The organism is Methylocystis sp. H4A (genome assembly GCF_015709545.1).
Taxonomy (GTDB): domain Bacteria; phylum Pseudomonadota; class Alphaproteobacteria; order Rhizobiales; family Beijerinckiaceae; genus Methylocystis; species Methylocystis silviterrae.
Window position 1 is genome coordinate 111536 of sequence record NZ_JADNQY010000025.1, and the last position, 15196, is coordinate 126731.

The 15196-nt window shown below is 58.2% G+C and carries 7 protein-coding genes and 5 pseudogenes; 8 read left to right on the plus strand and 4 right to left on the minus strand.

What is annotated here, in order from left to right:
• Positions 1–350: 350 nt before the first annotated feature.
• A complete protein-coding gene (locus IYW40_RS12080) occupies positions 351–2867 on the plus strand; it encodes a hypothetical protein (RefSeq protein WP_210327263.1) in 2517 nt (838 codons plus the stop codon).
• Between the two features lie 258 nt (positions 2868–3125).
• On the opposite strand, the pseudogene IYW40_RS12085 reads toward IYW40_RS12080, so the two are convergent.
• The 3 genes and pseudogenes from IYW40_RS12085 to IYW40_RS12095 form a co-directional block, all read right to left on the minus strand.
• Positions 3126–3437 (minus strand): annotated as a pseudogene (locus tag IYW40_RS12085) (IS5/IS1182 family transposase); the annotation flags it as partial.
• Positions 3438–3720: 283 nt separating this feature from the next.
• On the minus strand, positions 3721–4245 hold the full coding sequence (locus IYW40_RS12090; protein WP_246720763.1) for a hypothetical protein: 525 nt from the start codon (positions 4243–4245) through the stop codon (positions 3721–3723).
• 161 nt (positions 4246–4406) lie between these two features.
• Positions 4407–5543 carry a patatin-like phospholipase family protein gene (locus tag IYW40_RS12095; RefSeq protein ID WP_196400646.1) on the minus strand — a complete coding sequence of 379 codons (1137 nt, stop codon included), beginning with the start codon at positions 5541–5543 and terminating at the stop codon, positions 4407–4409.
• A gap of 137 nt (positions 5544–5680) precedes the next feature.
• Here IYW40_RS12095 and IYW40_RS12100 point away from each other — a divergent pair, with 137 nt between their 5' ends.
• Positions 5681–6184, plus strand: coding sequence for a TIR domain-containing protein (locus IYW40_RS12100; protein WP_196400647.1), 504 nt, complete (start codon positions 5681–5683; stop codon positions 6182–6184).
• Between the two features lie 29 nt (positions 6185–6213).
• On the opposite strand, the pseudogene IYW40_RS21860 reads toward IYW40_RS12100, so the two are convergent.
• Positions 6214–6368, minus strand: a pseudogene (locus IYW40_RS21860) (transposase); the annotation flags it as partial.
• Positions 6369–6782: 414 nt separating this feature from the next.
• Here IYW40_RS21860 and IYW40_RS12105 point away from each other — a divergent pair.
• The 6 genes and pseudogenes from IYW40_RS12105 to IYW40_RS12130 all read left to right on the plus strand — a co-directional run bounded on the left by IYW40_RS12105 (position 6783) and on the right by IYW40_RS12130 (position 15167).
• Entirely contained in the window at positions 6783–8111 is a 1329-nt protein-coding gene (locus tag IYW40_RS12105; protein ID WP_196400648.1) for a TRAFs-binding domain-containing protein, read from the plus strand.
• Positions 8112–8372: 261 nt separating this feature from the next.
• Positions 8373–9594: pseudogene (locus tag IYW40_RS12110) on the plus strand (IS3 family transposase).
• Between the two features lie 311 nt (positions 9595–9905).
• Positions 9906–10244: pseudogene (locus IYW40_RS22125) on the plus strand (transposase); the annotation flags it as partial.
• Positions 10241–10588: an IS66 family insertion sequence element accessory protein TnpB gene (gene tnpB / locus IYW40_RS12120; RefSeq protein WP_196400650.1), complete on the plus strand. Its 348-nt coding sequence runs from the start codon at positions 10241–10243 to the stop codon at positions 10586–10588. The pseudogene IYW40_RS22125 and the gene tnpB, both read left to right, overlap by 4 nt.
• A gap of 98 nt (positions 10589–10686) precedes the next feature.
• A pseudogene (locus IYW40_RS12125) lies at positions 10687–11298 on the plus strand (IS66 family transposase zinc-finger binding domain-containing protein); the annotation flags it as partial.
• 230 nt (positions 11299–11528) lie between these two features.
• Entirely contained in the window at positions 11529–15167 is a 3639-nt protein-coding gene (locus tag IYW40_RS12130; RefSeq protein WP_196400651.1) for a hypothetical protein, read from the plus strand.
• Positions 15168–15196 lie beyond the last annotated feature (29 nt).

Consider the following 15196-nt stretch of genomic DNA (forward strand, 5'->3'; position numbering starts at 1 on the left):
GCATTTTTGCTTCAAAAAAAACGCATCGCAAAAGCGGAATGGATGAATGGCGCGAATTCTCCGTCGCCTTCCTACGTAGGGCGAAGCATTAACGCTTGACGACACGGGCCCACATTCCCAAAATGCGCTTAGCTTCGAATTTTTTGGAGGCTAATATGAGGAAATCACTTGCCTTAATTGCATTTCTAAACGCCGTCACTTGCCTATTCTTAATGCGACCAGCATGTCACGCGAGCGAATATAATATCGGGGCGATAAGCCTGAGGAAACCGTTGAACGATGAAATGAGTTCGCTGTATAAATGCTCTCCCCAGATAGAATTCTCGCATACATTTTCGTGTGAGCTACCGGTGGCAAAGCGCCAACATCAACCAGCGCCTCTGCCTGATAACTTGATCAAAGACTCTGATAATAAGATATTATACGCTTACAAAATAAATAAAGAAGAAGGCGGCTTTGAACAAGTCTTAAAAAAAATTTCAACGACAGCTGCTGCTTCGCTTGGAGAAGAAGCATCTAAGAAATTCACACTAAAAGACGCGAAGGTGTTGATATGGGGAGATGCCAAATTAGAAAAAATTGCCACCTCCAGTGAAGAATACGACGAAATCAAAGGTCGTTTTGAACAAAAATATGGACTGCTTATTTCGCCAAACGACAATTTCAAAGGGTCCGACGACGATAGGCGTCCGGTCTATCGCGTTGTAGGCGGAGACGGACTTATTATCATAATTTCACAAGAATCGCGGGGACAGATCCTGGTCCAGCGAGCAATGGTCGCTGCGGGCACCTTGGCCGAACGAAATTTTGAATCGCAGGCGCGTCAGTTCTTCGAGGCGGACCGGACGGCTCCGAGTGACGATTTATCAAAGTGGTCTGAAATTGCTTTCATGGTCCGTCGCCTCGCGCTCAACACTACTCCTGATAAGGCAAACAGGATCGTTGATGAGATTTTTCGTTCTGCTCCGATCAAAAAGTATCACTCCCACGCATGGGCCGTTCTTCCGACAAGCGTGATAAATCATTTGAAAATGGGAACTTATAGAGCAGTGGACGTTTTCGGAGAAAAAACCGAGTTTCCGGAAATTCGCGATCAAATCATGCGTCAGCTCAAATTGGAACCCGGTGATAATTTTTCTGAGTTCCTGCTCTACTCTCTGGGACGCTTCAGAGAAGCCCTAGAAGCTCATCCAGGCTCTCCAATCCATTCTGTATTAGCCTATTCCCTAGGGCATTCAATGCTTAGAGGTGTGCTTACAAACACTTATAAACGTTTATCCAAGTCAGATGACGACGAGATATTTTCAATTTACAGCTCAAACTATTCTTATCTCGCAGAGGTTACTTATAACATCAATATAGAAAATGAAGATTCTTATTATCCAGAGGATAAACATCCATATAAAGAACCCACTATCGAAGAGAAATACAAAACACTTGCTACCAGAAGTTTTTTTGACGGTTATTATAATTATGCGCTAACCATCCCAGACTCGCAAAATGAGTATAGAGATGGTGGCTTATCTCTATCTCAGTGCGTAAATTATTTTAATCAATTCCCTGAGCGTTACGACTCGAAGCCTCTTTGCCGTAATGATCCGAGCTTCATCTCCCACACAAATGATATTCTAAAGCATTTCAAGGAGGTTCTAAAGGATCAGAAGTCTCCACATTTTGACGATGCATCGTACCTGCTCGGGTGGCTTGAGTATCATCGGGGAAATATTGGAACCGCACTTGAGAGCTTTGAACCCGCGATCAAGTTCATGAAGGATATCCCTTCCGAGGAGCTCGAGAATTATGACCACAACGATTACTCCCTTCCCGCGATACATCAGGTTGCGCGCATTTTGGGAACGCTGTCACCTGAAGATGCGTTCAGTCGCGTGCAGAAAAGCAAGGTCCTATCCGGGGAGCCCGACGTTTGGAACAGCGTATTGACTTCGTTTTATCATGCCCATCAATATCGGACAGTTATGGACGGCGCTAAACGAGCGCTTGATACATTTGGTATTAAGATCGAGAGTCTACCCGTAACGACTGATCCTAAGCGGATCGAGGCGATCCTCAAAAAATTTCACCTCGAAATGACGTCCCTTGGGGACGTCATTTATCTCTATCATTCCTCGCGTGAAATTGGACAAATCGAAGATATGCTCAAAAATCCCGGCGATCGCTCTCCCTCGGCAATTTCAGCCAAAGTCAAAGAGATCGTCGTCAAATACGCCTTAACTGACGAATCCGATTTTGAAAAAAAATCTTCGCGACAGGGACCAACACCAAAACACAAGGATTTGCGTCAGAGTATTTACATCGCACGGCGATCGCTCGATCTTCTGCCGAAGACGCCCGACTATTCAAAATTGCGACAATGGCTCTATTATAAGCAAATCAGGCTTCTCGCCCAATTCGATCCGATAAAGGTAGCCGCCGCAAATCTCGAGTTTGGCAAAGAATTTCCAAGTTCTCCCTTGCTCGACGACGTCTTGGCGGAGCAAATTTTTGCCGAAAGCGTCATCGTCGGAGACATGGCTAAGGCGGTTACGACATTCGACGCGCTTCGCCGAGACCACCCTAGAGGGAACGCTATCGATAATGCTTATAGTTGGATGGCGATTGGTTGGACTTGCGCGGGTCAGCCAGCCAAGGCGCGCCAAATTGATAAGGAAATCATACGCCTGTTTTTGTTCACTCGTCATGCTCGTTATGCTCGCGAAAGAATCCAAAATCCGTCCGCCTGTGAAGCGCTGTATGAATTATTCAAATGGGAACTCGAAGCTATGAATTGGCGTCAGCGTAATCGAATTGACATTATCCAAAGCACGCTAAAGGCGAACGATTCAAGTTCGGCTGAAAAATTGAGATGATGCCGTCCACAGACACAGGGTTGCTGCATCGCTTTTCTCTGATCGGTGGAGAGGATGCCTCGAGGGCTGGAAGCGATCTACATTCCCACAATCGACGCGAAACGCATTGAAACGCTGTATACAGCTGGAGACCTCCAGAAGCCGCGATTTTGCATTTGATACGGATCGGACAACCGGTCGATGTGATCTGCGACGATCACCAGACCAATTTCCGACCGCTTTCGACAGCGACCGTCGCCGGCCTTTCGGCCGTCGACCTTATGCGGCAGCGCATTTCTTCATCAGCCAGAGGAAACGGCGCATGTTGTAGGCGAGATTAGCCAAGCCGATTTTCACTTTAGCCCGTGCGATGCCGATCGTTCGCACGACGAGGCCCATTGGTCCCTTCTCGTGGGCGAAGACGTCCTCCACGGCGCTGCGCACTTTCGACTTCAGTGCATTGGCGATACGCATGCGCTCGGGCATCGGCTTGCCCTTTGGCTTCTTGCGATGAATGCGCGAGACGAAGCCGCGCCGCGGCAGCATCGCTTCGTTCTTCGCCGAGCGATAGGAAGTATCGGCCCAGACGTCGCTCTGAACAGCCGTATGATCGCTTCGTAATTTTCACGCGCTACTCCGCTCAGAGCGTCCAGCGCCAGCGGCAGTTTCGGGAGTGGCAGCGAACCATCGGCCAATCGGTCGACCGCGTGCTGCGAAGGGGCGCAAACTGCTTTGCGCATCGCACGAAGCACATCGTCACTGGCATTATCGTCCCGACCGAGTAAGTCTCTCAACGCGCGGTCGATCACATAAGCGCGCGCAGCGGGGGCCATAAATTTGCGGACGACGTGGCGCCGCGCGAGTTTTATTGATTTCAGTTCCAAAGTTTAGTGGTGTCAAGCCAGTAGGTTTGTCCGCCTCGATTGGCGACTTCCTTCATCAGGTGCCCCGTACCGCCAGGTCCATCTCCCTCCTTGCCATCCCAAAGGCATATGAAGTCGACGCGTTCAGGCCCAAAGCGCTCAGCCGCCTCGAGCATCCAGAGATTATTCTGCTCGTATGGATTTGCTTCCGGGTCGATTTCTCGCTCCAACGGCATCACATGCAAGACTCCGCGTAACTTCACTGCGAAAAAGCGCTTGCGCCACTTGTCGCCGGCAAATTCGACGGATTTTTCGAGAAAGGTCTTCTCGTCGAACGGAATATAGAGCTCTGTTTTGGCATTGTGCGAAAGCGCCGCCTCGGCAAAGATCAGATCGCCACCGCACGCGCCCCCGCATATGCAAAGATCGCTCGCCGCGAGCCCAATATTATCCAACGTTGAGCCAATGGCGTGAGCCGCTATTGGTTCTTTATCGGCCGGAAAACGCAACGTTTTACGACCCGGAGCATCGATCATGTGCCCGCTGAACAGAACGACCTTCCTCGGGGTGCGATCTGGAGTTGGGGCCATCGAGCAGGTCCTCTTCGAATAAAAAGGTCGCATACATTGGTATTGCCCTGGTCGCTAGATAAGCTCGCATCATCTGAAATCCACGAGCCCGATCGCACTTTCATCGACTAAAGGTCGAAGACGATGTCGAAATGCTCCGCGCTAATCTGCTTCACGGCCGCGCGCTTACCCAAGTCTGCGAGCTGATCCATGTTATTCGGATTGTCCATCTGAGCAATTTGAGAGAGAGCGCTGGCGTCAAATTGAACGCCCAATTCCCTTTTAAGCCAGTTCTTCTCAAGAAGGACGTTGTAGCGCGCATAGGTCGCGAGTTGCGGCCCGCCCTCACTGTCCAATTTCATGTCGCCCATAGCTCGATCGATCGTCCAGGGCGTCAAGCAGTGGGTCAGCCATTGGAGAATAGCTTGATTCATCCGACCACAATCATCCATTAGCGATTGCAGCGCGATGAGGCCCTGTTTCGCCGTCAACATTCCGACAAGCGCGTCTGCTTGATGCGTTTCCTTGAAAGTTCCCGTGCCGACGGAAACCAGGAGGAGCTTATCTTTGCCCCTCGGCCATTTGAACCCGTGGCCGGCAAGCGCAGCGACCATGAGAAGCTGCAGCGCAGGATCATTGAACGGACTCACGCCTCCATCAACGAATGCGCCATTCACACTGGAGCCGTCTCGAGATGAGATAGCGATAGATTCCGGTTCAAAATATGTCGGCGCCGCGGTGCTCGCCCGAACGACTTGCGTTAAACGAAGTTGACCATCCTGCTTTGCGTAAGGCGCATCCGGGCAGTTGTGTAGCGGCCAGGGACTGCCTGTGTCTAATCGCTTCGTCATGATCATGAGGCCAGTGCGGATCTTGTCGCTCTGGAGCGTCGTATCTGCGCCAAGCTTTTCATCTAAGGCCTGTTGGAGCCGGTCGGCCGGAAATTTTGGAGCCCAAATGCCGTTGCGCAAGAAGCCCTGCTTAAAAACCTGAGAGCCGATTTCACGATATAGATCCTTCAACTCCTCAACGGACATCCCGCAAGCCAGTCCAGCAGCGATGATCGATCCCGTTGAGGTGCCGCCAATCAGATCAAAATAGTCGCTCAGCACAAAATCTGGCCGATTGAAACGCGTTTTCAGCTTGCTTTCAATGAGGCTCAAAAATTCGAGCGTCAGAATACCGCGAATGCCGCCCCCATCGAGCGACAAAATGCGTTTTGGCATGTTACTTGATGACAAGTGCTGAGTTTTGGTCAGAACCATGATTGGCTCCTTGCGAAATTTGTGATTGTAGGAAATTTGTTGATTGTAGTAAGCCAAGAAATCAGCCCGCTTAGGCGCAGCTTGCAGATTTTAGCTCGGTGACGTGAGGAGTCCACTGCTTTTGGAGGAGCGTTGAGATGGGGCCAATATACGTCGCCTTCGACGGCGACAAGGACAAGTGGGCGTATGCCTATATGAAGGGTTGGAAAACGAACGAACGCATTGACTTCGATTTCGAGGACGCACACGACTTGGATTCGATGACCGGGCGCGCTCAAGATGAATATTATGTCAAATCCGTCTTGAAAGAGCGCATGAAAAAATCCGACGCGCTTGTCGTAATCGTAGGGGAAAGCACAAAGTACCTACACAAGTTTGTACGCTGGGAAATTGAGTTAGCGTTGGAACTCGGACTTCCGATCGTAGTCGCGAATTTGAACAACAAAACACAGATGGATCCGGATCGATGCCCGACGATCCTTCGGGAAGCCTGCGCCATTCACGTTCCCTTCAAAAAAGACGCAATTAAGTATGCGCTTGAAAATTTTTGCAAAGCATTTCATGCGTGGAGCCTAGAGGAAAAGGCTAAAGGTTGGCGCTACTATGACAGGCCTGAGTGGTATAAGGCCATGGGTGTGTAGCTCGTAGAGTGGTCCGCTCCCGCCTTCTAGCCGGCATCGGCGTCTTTGCCGCGATAGACCTTCAGCTTGGCGGCGATGCTCGTGCGATCCTTCAGGAAGCAAAATCATTCCAGTTTCGAATGAGATGAACGATGCAGGTCGTCTGCGGGAAAACGGCCGTGATCGCCTCTGGACAACCCAGTAAATTTGTCGGTCCCACGTTTTTTGCCAGGTGGCCTGCCCCTGAACTTTCATCGAGTGGCGATTAGAGTCCCGGGGTCAAGCCTATGACGCCATAACGCTTTCTCTTGGCTCTGAGCACACACTAAGCATGGCGATTGAAAAAATCTCACAGGCGAGACGATGAAGAAGGCCTGAAGCTTTTTCGAAGGCTGTGTGTGCAAATTCATGGAAGGCGTTTGCGAAGCGGCCGTTGGAGGTTCGACGAAGATCACGTAGCAAGAACCCTTGGAAGCTGTGTTCCACCTATCTGAACGCCCGTAATATCGCGGCCGAGGTCGCGTATCGCAATCTTGTGCGCAAACTGGGCGAAATCTTTGGCGACCCGAATCGGTGAGGCGAACGACGGCGACTCACCATCCCAAACGCGAGACAAACGATGCATAAGCCCCTTTGCTTTGTCCTCATGCCCTTCGGCCGAAAACCGGGATCCGGCGGCGCGACGATCGATTTCGACGCGGTCTACGATGGATTAATAAAGCCCGCGATTGAAAGGGCGGAACTCCTGCCCTTGCGCGCCGATGAAGAGCAAGCAGGCGGGATTATCCACAAGCCGATGTTCGAGCGGCTCATACTGTGCGAATTCGCCGTGGCCGATTTGACCACCGCAAACGCCAACGTATTCTATGAACTCGGCGTGCGTCACGCGGTAAAGCCCGCGACGACGATGCTGCTGTTCGCAGCCGAAGGCGCGCGCCTTCCCTTCGACGTCGCGCCGATGAGGACGCTGCCGTACCGACTCGGACCCGACGGGAAACCCAGCGCAGCGGAAGAAGACAGGGCCAAGCTCGCGCAATTGCTCGCCGCAGCCACGTCCGGCACCGTGGACAGCCCGCTGTATCAACTCGTCGAGGGGTTTCCGGACATCCAGCACATCAAGACCGATGTGTTCCGCGAGCGCGTGGAATATTCGGCCACGATCAAGGAGCGGCTCCTGGCGGCTCGCAAGCAGAGTGTCGAAGCGATCGAAGCGATCGAGCGAAGCCTCGGGTCGCTCGAGCGCGCCGAGGCCGGCGTGCTGGTCGATCTGCTGCTTTCCTACCGCGCAAAGAGCGCGTGGGACGAAATGATCCGCGTGGCGGGGGCCATGCCCCATCCGCTGCGGCGAACGCCGCTCGTGCAGGAGCAGCTTGCATTCGGCCTCAACCGCGCTGGGCGCGGAGATGAGGCTGAACGCGTGCTGCTCGAATTGATCGAGACACGCGGCCCGAGTAGTGAGACGTATGGCCTTCTCGGACGCGTCTATAAGGACCGTTGGGAAGCCGCCTTAAAGAAGGGGGAGACAATTCTCGCTCGCGGACTGCTCGACAAGGCGATCGATGCCTACGTGAAAGGTTTCGAGACCGATTGGCGTGACGCCTATCCCGGCGTCAACGCCGTGACGCTAATGACGCTTCGGACTTCGCCGGATAACCGCGTGAACCATATCCTGCCCGTCGTGCGCTATGCTGTGGAACGCAATATCGCCTCCGGCAAACCAGACTACTGGGACTATGCGACGCTGCTCGAACTAGCCGTTCTGGCCAAGGACGAAAACGGCGCCATTGACGCGCTCGCGCAAGCGTTGCCGATCATCCGTGAGGGCTGGGAGCCCGAAACGACTTTGCGGAATCTGCGATTGATTTACGTGGCTTTCGAAGAACGAGGCGAGGCGAGACCGTGGATGAAGGATATCGAAAGTGAGCTCGAAACGAACATGAACAAATGAGCAAGCGAACTTGACACGCAGTTGATGGCTCAGGATGTGACCCCATCATTTCCAGATTCGGAATAAGAACCCCAGTGCCATCCTCGCCGCGCTCACGCAATCGCTACGGTGTGAATCGGCACCACGCTATGACCACGACGAGCGTTTACGGGCCGATCGGCGTCCGGACCCCCGCCGATGTAGACGCTCTAGAGTGCACCCTGTTTTGACCGGACATCGGGCATAGCAACAAGGCATAGGCGTAAGCCTATGAATACGACTATGACCAATGTCCCCGAGACGCCGGTTTCGCGCGTCGAAGTCATCACCTCTGTGCAACGCCGCCGGCGTTGGAGTGCGGCCGAGAAAGTCCGCCTCGTGGAGGAAGCCTCGCAGCCCCGGATGAGCGTGTCCTTCGTCTCCCGCCGCGCCGGAGTCGCGCCGTCTCAACTCTTCGCCTGGAAGCGGCGCATGGCCGAGGGCGGTCAGGCCGCCGTGGCGGCGGACGAGGATGTGGTCAGCGCCTCGCAAGTTCGTGATCTCGAGAGGAAGGTCCGTGAACTGGAGCGCCTGCTCGGCAAGAAGACGATGGAGGTCGAGATCCTCCGGGAAGCGCTCGACACGGCGCGGGTAAAAAAACCGACCTTGCCGCTCGTGTCGTGGAAGGCGGACGCTTCCCGATGAGCGCCGTCGCCGAAACGCTCAGCGTTGCCCGCTCCAACCTTGCCGAGCGCAAGAAGGGCGCGACAAAGCCCCGTGGCCGCTATCACAAGGCGGAGGACGCGGACCTTGCGCCGCTCATCCGCGCCATCGTCGACGCGCGTCCGACCTATGGCTATCGGCGCGTCTGTGCGCTGGCGAACCGCCAGCTGCGGGCCGAGGGCAAGCCGCCCGTGAACGCCAAGCGCGTGTTGCGGATCATGCAGAAACAATGGGCTGACGCTCGAACAACATACGGCGCGCCGGCCGGGCCGCACCCATGACGGCGTCGTCATTGTGCTGCGCTCGAATTGCCGTTGGTGTTCCGATCATCTCAAAATCCGGGCCCGCAACGGCGAAGTCGTGCGCGTGCTGTTCGTCATCGACGCCTGCAACCGCGAGATCATCGCCTGGTCGGCGATCGCCAATGGCGGCGTCTCCGGCGAGATGGTGCGCGATCTGATGATCGCCGCCGTCGAGCGCCGTTTCGGCGACTTGAAGCTCCCACACCGGGTCGAGTGGCTCTCCGACGATGGCAGCGCCTATATCGCCGCGGACACCGCGGATACGGCCCGTGCGCTTGGCCTGACGCTGCTGTTCACGCCGGTGCGCAGCCCCGAGAGCAACGGCATGTCGGAAAGCTTTGTGAAGACGCTCAAACACGATTACGCGAGGCTCGCAGTCTTGCCGGACGCCGAAACGATCCTTGCCAACTGCCCGGCTGGATCGAGGATTATTGAGAGGTTCACCCGCACCGAGGCCTGAAGTTCCGATCCCCCGGGAGTTCATCCGCCTCAGTGCTTAAGCAGCCCGCCCGATGTCCGGTCAAATGGGGTGCGCTCCATGGAGCAAGGCGCCGATCCTGTCCCAGAGGGCGTCGACGGTCTCGGCGGCCTTTCACAACCATTATATAGCGAGCCTAGCCGATTTCGGAGCCGTATCAAAGTGAATGAGGTTTTCAGCACAGTAAGCCTCCGGCGAGAACCGCCTGGCGCTGAGCGCGCTGCGCTTGGATAGATTGCGCATGAATGGCGCGGTGATCGTGTCCATTTCTAATACAAGCGGACACTATTGCGGATGTCGGACGGCGAGGACGATGGTGGAGCGGCGCCCGGGCGCAGGCGTCGATTCTGGACCCTTGATGAGAAGCGCCGGATCATCGACGAGAGCCTGGAAGATGGCGCCTCGATCGCCGAGGTCGCGCGACGGCACGGTCTTAACGCCAACCAGCTCTTCACCTGGCGTCGGCAGTGCGGCTTGGCGTCCGCGGAGCCGAAGAAACTCGCGCCGATCCTACCGGTGACGATTACTCCTGCGGCAGCGGCGGAAGAATTCGGGCTGGGATCAAGCGGGCAGATTGAGATCGTGCTCGCCGAGGGCGAACGGATCCTTGTGTGGTCGGACGTCGAGACGGCGGCGTTGACGCGTGTGCTGAAGGCGCTGTCGCGGCGATGATCCCGATTCCGAGCGGCGTTCGGGTATGGATTGCAACGGGCCACACCGACATGCGGCGCGGCATGCAGGGCCTCGCGCTTCAGGTTCAAGAGCAATTGAAACGCGACCCTCATACGGGCGATCTCTACATTTTCCGCGGACACCGCGGCGATCTCGCCAAAATCCTCTGGCACGACGGGATCGGTCTGTCGCTCTATGCCAAGCGGCTCGACCGCGGAAAGTTCATCTGGCCCTCGGCGACGGAGGGCGCGGTGTCGATTTCGGCCGGTCAGATGGCCTATATGCTTGAAGGGATAGATTGGAGAAACCCACAGCTGACGTGGCGACCCAAGAGCGCTGGCTAATCTGCGCCAGAAATCTGGGCGGGGTGGGGCGAAAAAATGTCGCGATGCGTGCATTTTGGGGCGCCACAAATCACGCGGTTTGTGGTTCACTTCGGCTCATGGACGCTGCGGCCAAAGCCCTTTTCGACGGAAACGCTGTGCTGAAAGCGGAGCTGGCCGTCGCGCGGGCGAAGGCGTCGGAAGACATGGCGCTGATCGCCGCGTAGAAGCTTCAGATCGCAAAGTGGCAGCGTCAGATTCACGGGCAGAAGTCGGAGCGTTCGGCGCGGCTGCTCGATCAATTGTCGCTCGAACTCGAAGAACTGAAAGCGAGCGCGACGGAAGACGAACTCGCCGCGGAGCGCGCTGTCGCCAAAATGACGAAAGTCGCCGGCTTCGAGCGCAAGCGGCCGGAGCGCAACGCATTACCGGAGCATCTGCCGCGCGAACGCGTCGTGATCGAGACGCCCAGGACCTGCGCCTGCTGCGGCGGTTCGCGCCTGCGCAAGCTCGGCGAGGATGTGACGCAAACGCTGGAGACGATGCCGCGTCAATGGAAAGCAATCGAGACTGTGCGGGAGAAGTTCACCTGCCGGGACTGCGAGAAGATCACGCAAGCGCCGGCGCCATTCCATCCGATACCACGCGCGTGGGCGGGCCCGAGCCTGCTGGCGATGATCGTGTTCGAGAAGTTCGGACAGCACCTGCCGCTCAATCGTCAGGCCGAGCGGCGGATTGCATTGATGGTGCCCCCAAAGGGTCAAAAACGCGCCGATGGACGATCGCCTATTGGCGTTGCAGCGCGCGTAACGTGTGCGCAATGTCGAGCCAAGATCTTCGCGAACGCTTGTATGCTGAATAAATTGCGCTCGATTGTTGCGCAGATCTCAGCTAATATTCTTCGCCCGCCAATTTCCGGTTCGGTCATCTTTTTGGCGACGGCCTTTTTTGAGAGCATGCCATGGATTTCACGCTTCCCGGCGTCGCGCTGGCCACCACCGCAATTTTTCTCTTTCACGCCTTCATCCTTTGTCCGGCGCTGGTCAACAGCTTGCGCAGGACCGGCCTCCGCTCGGTCGGGTTCTGGGCGACGCTCTCGACGATCGCCGAGGCGTCGCGGCTGATCTGGATGGTGCTGGCGGTCAGTTCGCTTCTGACATGGGCAGCCATCGCTCTCGCCGGCTCGATCGGCGGCGACACGACGGCGGCGGTCGAAGGCGCAATCGAGCGATTGCAACAGGTCCGCGCCGCCATCATGACGGTGGAGCAGGGCGGCAGCATGCTGCTGCTGGCGCTGGCGGCGGCGGCCCTTTCGTTCTGGATCTGGCGTTACCGTACCCAGAAGGTGACGGGCGCGATCCAGCAGATCCGGCAGGCGCAGGCCGAGGTGTTGCTCGAACAGGCGCGGGAGGGAAACCTGCCCGAACTGCCGCCGACCGAGTCGATGCAGAAGATCGCCGGCGTGCTGGAGGGCCTGCAGGCGCAGCAGGGCGAACTCGTCCAGAAGCTCGTCGACGCGCAGGACGACGCGGAGCGCGGCAAGTTCGCGAAGGAGCTCGACGAGCTCGAGAAACAATCGGACGAAGTGCGCAGCTTCCTACTTATCGCCGACCTCGATCGCCGCATCGTCGTGTCGCCGCTCGAAGTGGTCGAGGGCGACATTCCGAGGAAAGCGCTCGGCTGGCGCGAGAAGCTGGGCCGGGTCTTCATCAGCCGGGGCCTGCTGCAGCAGCTGAGCTGGGGGCAGCGCGGGCTGTTGCTGCTCAATCTGCTGCTGGCCATTCCGACGATGCTGGTCGTGGCCGACGGCGCCATTGCCGGCCAGCTGGCGGCGCGCGAGGCGAAACTCGCGGACATATATGTCAATCTCGCCGGACGCGAGCAGGCGCAGCGTCTCGAGCGGGAGCTGGCGACGGCGCAGTCGAAGCCGCAGCCGGAGACGGCGGAGGCGTCGCAACCGAGCCCCGTCCAGATCGCGAGGAGCGCGAACCTCATCGCGCAGGCGTTCGAACGCAGTCTCGGGGACAGCATTGCCCGCGCCATTCGGACGCGGGAGGCGATCCCGCTCGAAACGCCGTCCGACGCGCAGATTGAGCGCGCCCAGGCAGAACTGCGCGCCGACAAGGCGCGGCGCGAGGTGCTGGAGTTCGTCGCCGCGGATCATCCGAACGGCGACATTTACGTTGACGAGGGCCAGGTTCATCCGAGGCGTCTGCCGGGAGGGATCGGCGACCGCGAACGGGAAATCCCCGGCCTGACCAGATCGGCCGAGAATGTCGCGGCGGCGCTGGCGCGGGAGGACGGACGTCCCGTCACGACCGCCGGACGCGCCGTGGCGCGTCAGGTCGAGGAGATGATGACGGCGTCGGCGGAGCTCCGCGACGCCCTCATGCGCGTCAGCGCGAGCTATCAGCAGGTGGCGCGGCCGGCGCAGGTCGCGAATATTCTGTTCACGGAAATCTTCGCCGGCGCGTCGCACGCCGCCGCCGGCGACATCCTAACGCCGGAAACGCTGCAGTGGATGAACGGCGCCGTCGATCCGGCGGTGGGGGCGCGCGTCAATGCGGCGATGTCGTCCTCCTTCCGCGCGACGCTGATGGAGACGCGGGACCTCGCGGCGGCGAACGCCGCGCTCGATAATGTCGCGCGCCGGTCGCTGGCGATGGGTGAATTCAGCGCGCTGCGCGCGTCCGTCGCCGCGACATTGCCCAGTGACCCGGCGCTGGGCGAAATGGCCCGAGCGACGCCCGGCCTTCGGGAGGGTGTGAACGCCGACGTCGCGGCCAAGCGCCGCGAATTGACCAAGGCTGTTTACGCCGCGCGAGTGGAGTCGAGCGAAGTGGCCGGCGCGGCTCGGGCGATTAATGAGGCGACGGACGCGGCTGGCGCGACAATGTCCTTCGAGGAAGTCGCGCCACCCTCAGTCGGGGGCGGGGGCGGTGGCGGTGGTGGCGGCGGTGGGCGGTCGCGCCCGGTCGCGGAGCCGAGGGCCCCCGTCCGCGCCGCGTCGGCAACCGCCGTGACTCGCGCCCGCAGCTTCGGCATGTTGCGCGGCTTTGCACGCGTCGGCGGCGTCCTCATCGGCCGCGATCCGGAAGGCGGCGCGCCGGCGCTCGACTTCCGGTCGTTCGACTGGTCGCGGGAGAACGGCGCTCTGCGCTTTCATCTCGTCGCGGCGGACGGCGCGACGGTCGACGCCGGTCCGTTTCACGCTTCCACGGTCCATGGCGCGCTCTCCTACGCCGCGGACGGACGCGCCCTGACGGCGACCATGATCTCGGCGGAGCCGCTTTCCGAGCTCAAGATCCTGTTGCATCCGGCGCTGCGCGACACGGCGCTGGGCTGCCGCGCCATCAACATCGACCGTTTCGCCGACGAATCGACGGGTCCGCTCCAGTATCCGGCGCGGACGCAGGCGGAACTGTCGTTCAAGGCCGACGTCATGCTCTACGAAATGGCGCGGGCGGCCATCGTCGACGCGCTGCCGGCGACGACGGACAGCGAAGACGCGGATTTCCGCAAGCGAACAACGAGGAGAGGACATGAGTTGATGTCGCTGGCGACCGCCTCGCCCGGAAGAGACGACCGTGAACTCTATGAGTTGCTCGCCCTTGGAGTTCGTAACAAGACCGCGCCGGGTTTGCGCCGCTACGATCACTTCAACCGCGACTTCGTCGAGATTGTTGAGAGTTGCAAGGGGCCGGAAAAAGACCTCGAGGATTTCACCGGCTGCGTGATTGACAAGGGCAAGAATTTTGTTGCGTCGACGCGGGACGGGGACAAACTCGGCGCGGCGACGCTGCCGGTTCCCACGTTCCAGATCTGGTCCGGTGTGCGGGAAGCGGCCTATCAGCCCGACGCGACGCTCTCCTTCCTGAGAGAGCCCAAGCCGGACGCGCTGCAGTTCATGGTGCAGGTGGCTTTCACCTCTCCGCCCTATCAAAAGCTCGTCCAGTTGGGCAGGAGGTCCGTTGAGGAAGGAGACGAACAGTCGGAGCCCTACGAGTTCTCCGATCTCAAAATCGCGGACAAGGTCCGCGCCCACGTCGCCGCCAATGCGGAGAAGAAGGATATTTACGACGGGATCGTCGAGTTTACGGCGCTGCAGCGCTTCTTCCGCCTGGCCTTTGCGGGCAAGCTGGGCGCCCGCTTTCCGATGGAGAAATTGACGGCACTCGCGAGCGACACGCGCGGCGACGTCAAGCGACAGGAGACGCCGCGCTGGAACTCAAGGCTCCTCGAGGCCGGTTTCCTCTATGAAATCGCTTCGTCGATGCCCAAAATGCCCAAGGAGCTGAAGGCGAAAGCCGCGGCGTGTCTGACCGCGAACGGTCTAAAGGCGCCTTCTGCGCCGGGCAAGATCATGCGAGGCACTTTCGTGGAGGCCTGGAAGCGCCGCCCTGCCGTCGATGCGGAAGTGTGGAAGAACGCCTGCGTCTTTCCAGACTCGCTCGCGCCGCGCGAGCAGGCCGGCGTCGACGACGACGTGCTCAAACTGGTGGCATTCAGTCAGGCCTTTCCAGCGACGCGCAGTCTGCGCCAGTCGCTCGGGGTCGACGCCGCCGACCGCAGCGAGATCAAGGCCTGCGCGCCGCTTTGACGCGCCGCTCGGATCGTTAGCTAAGCTTT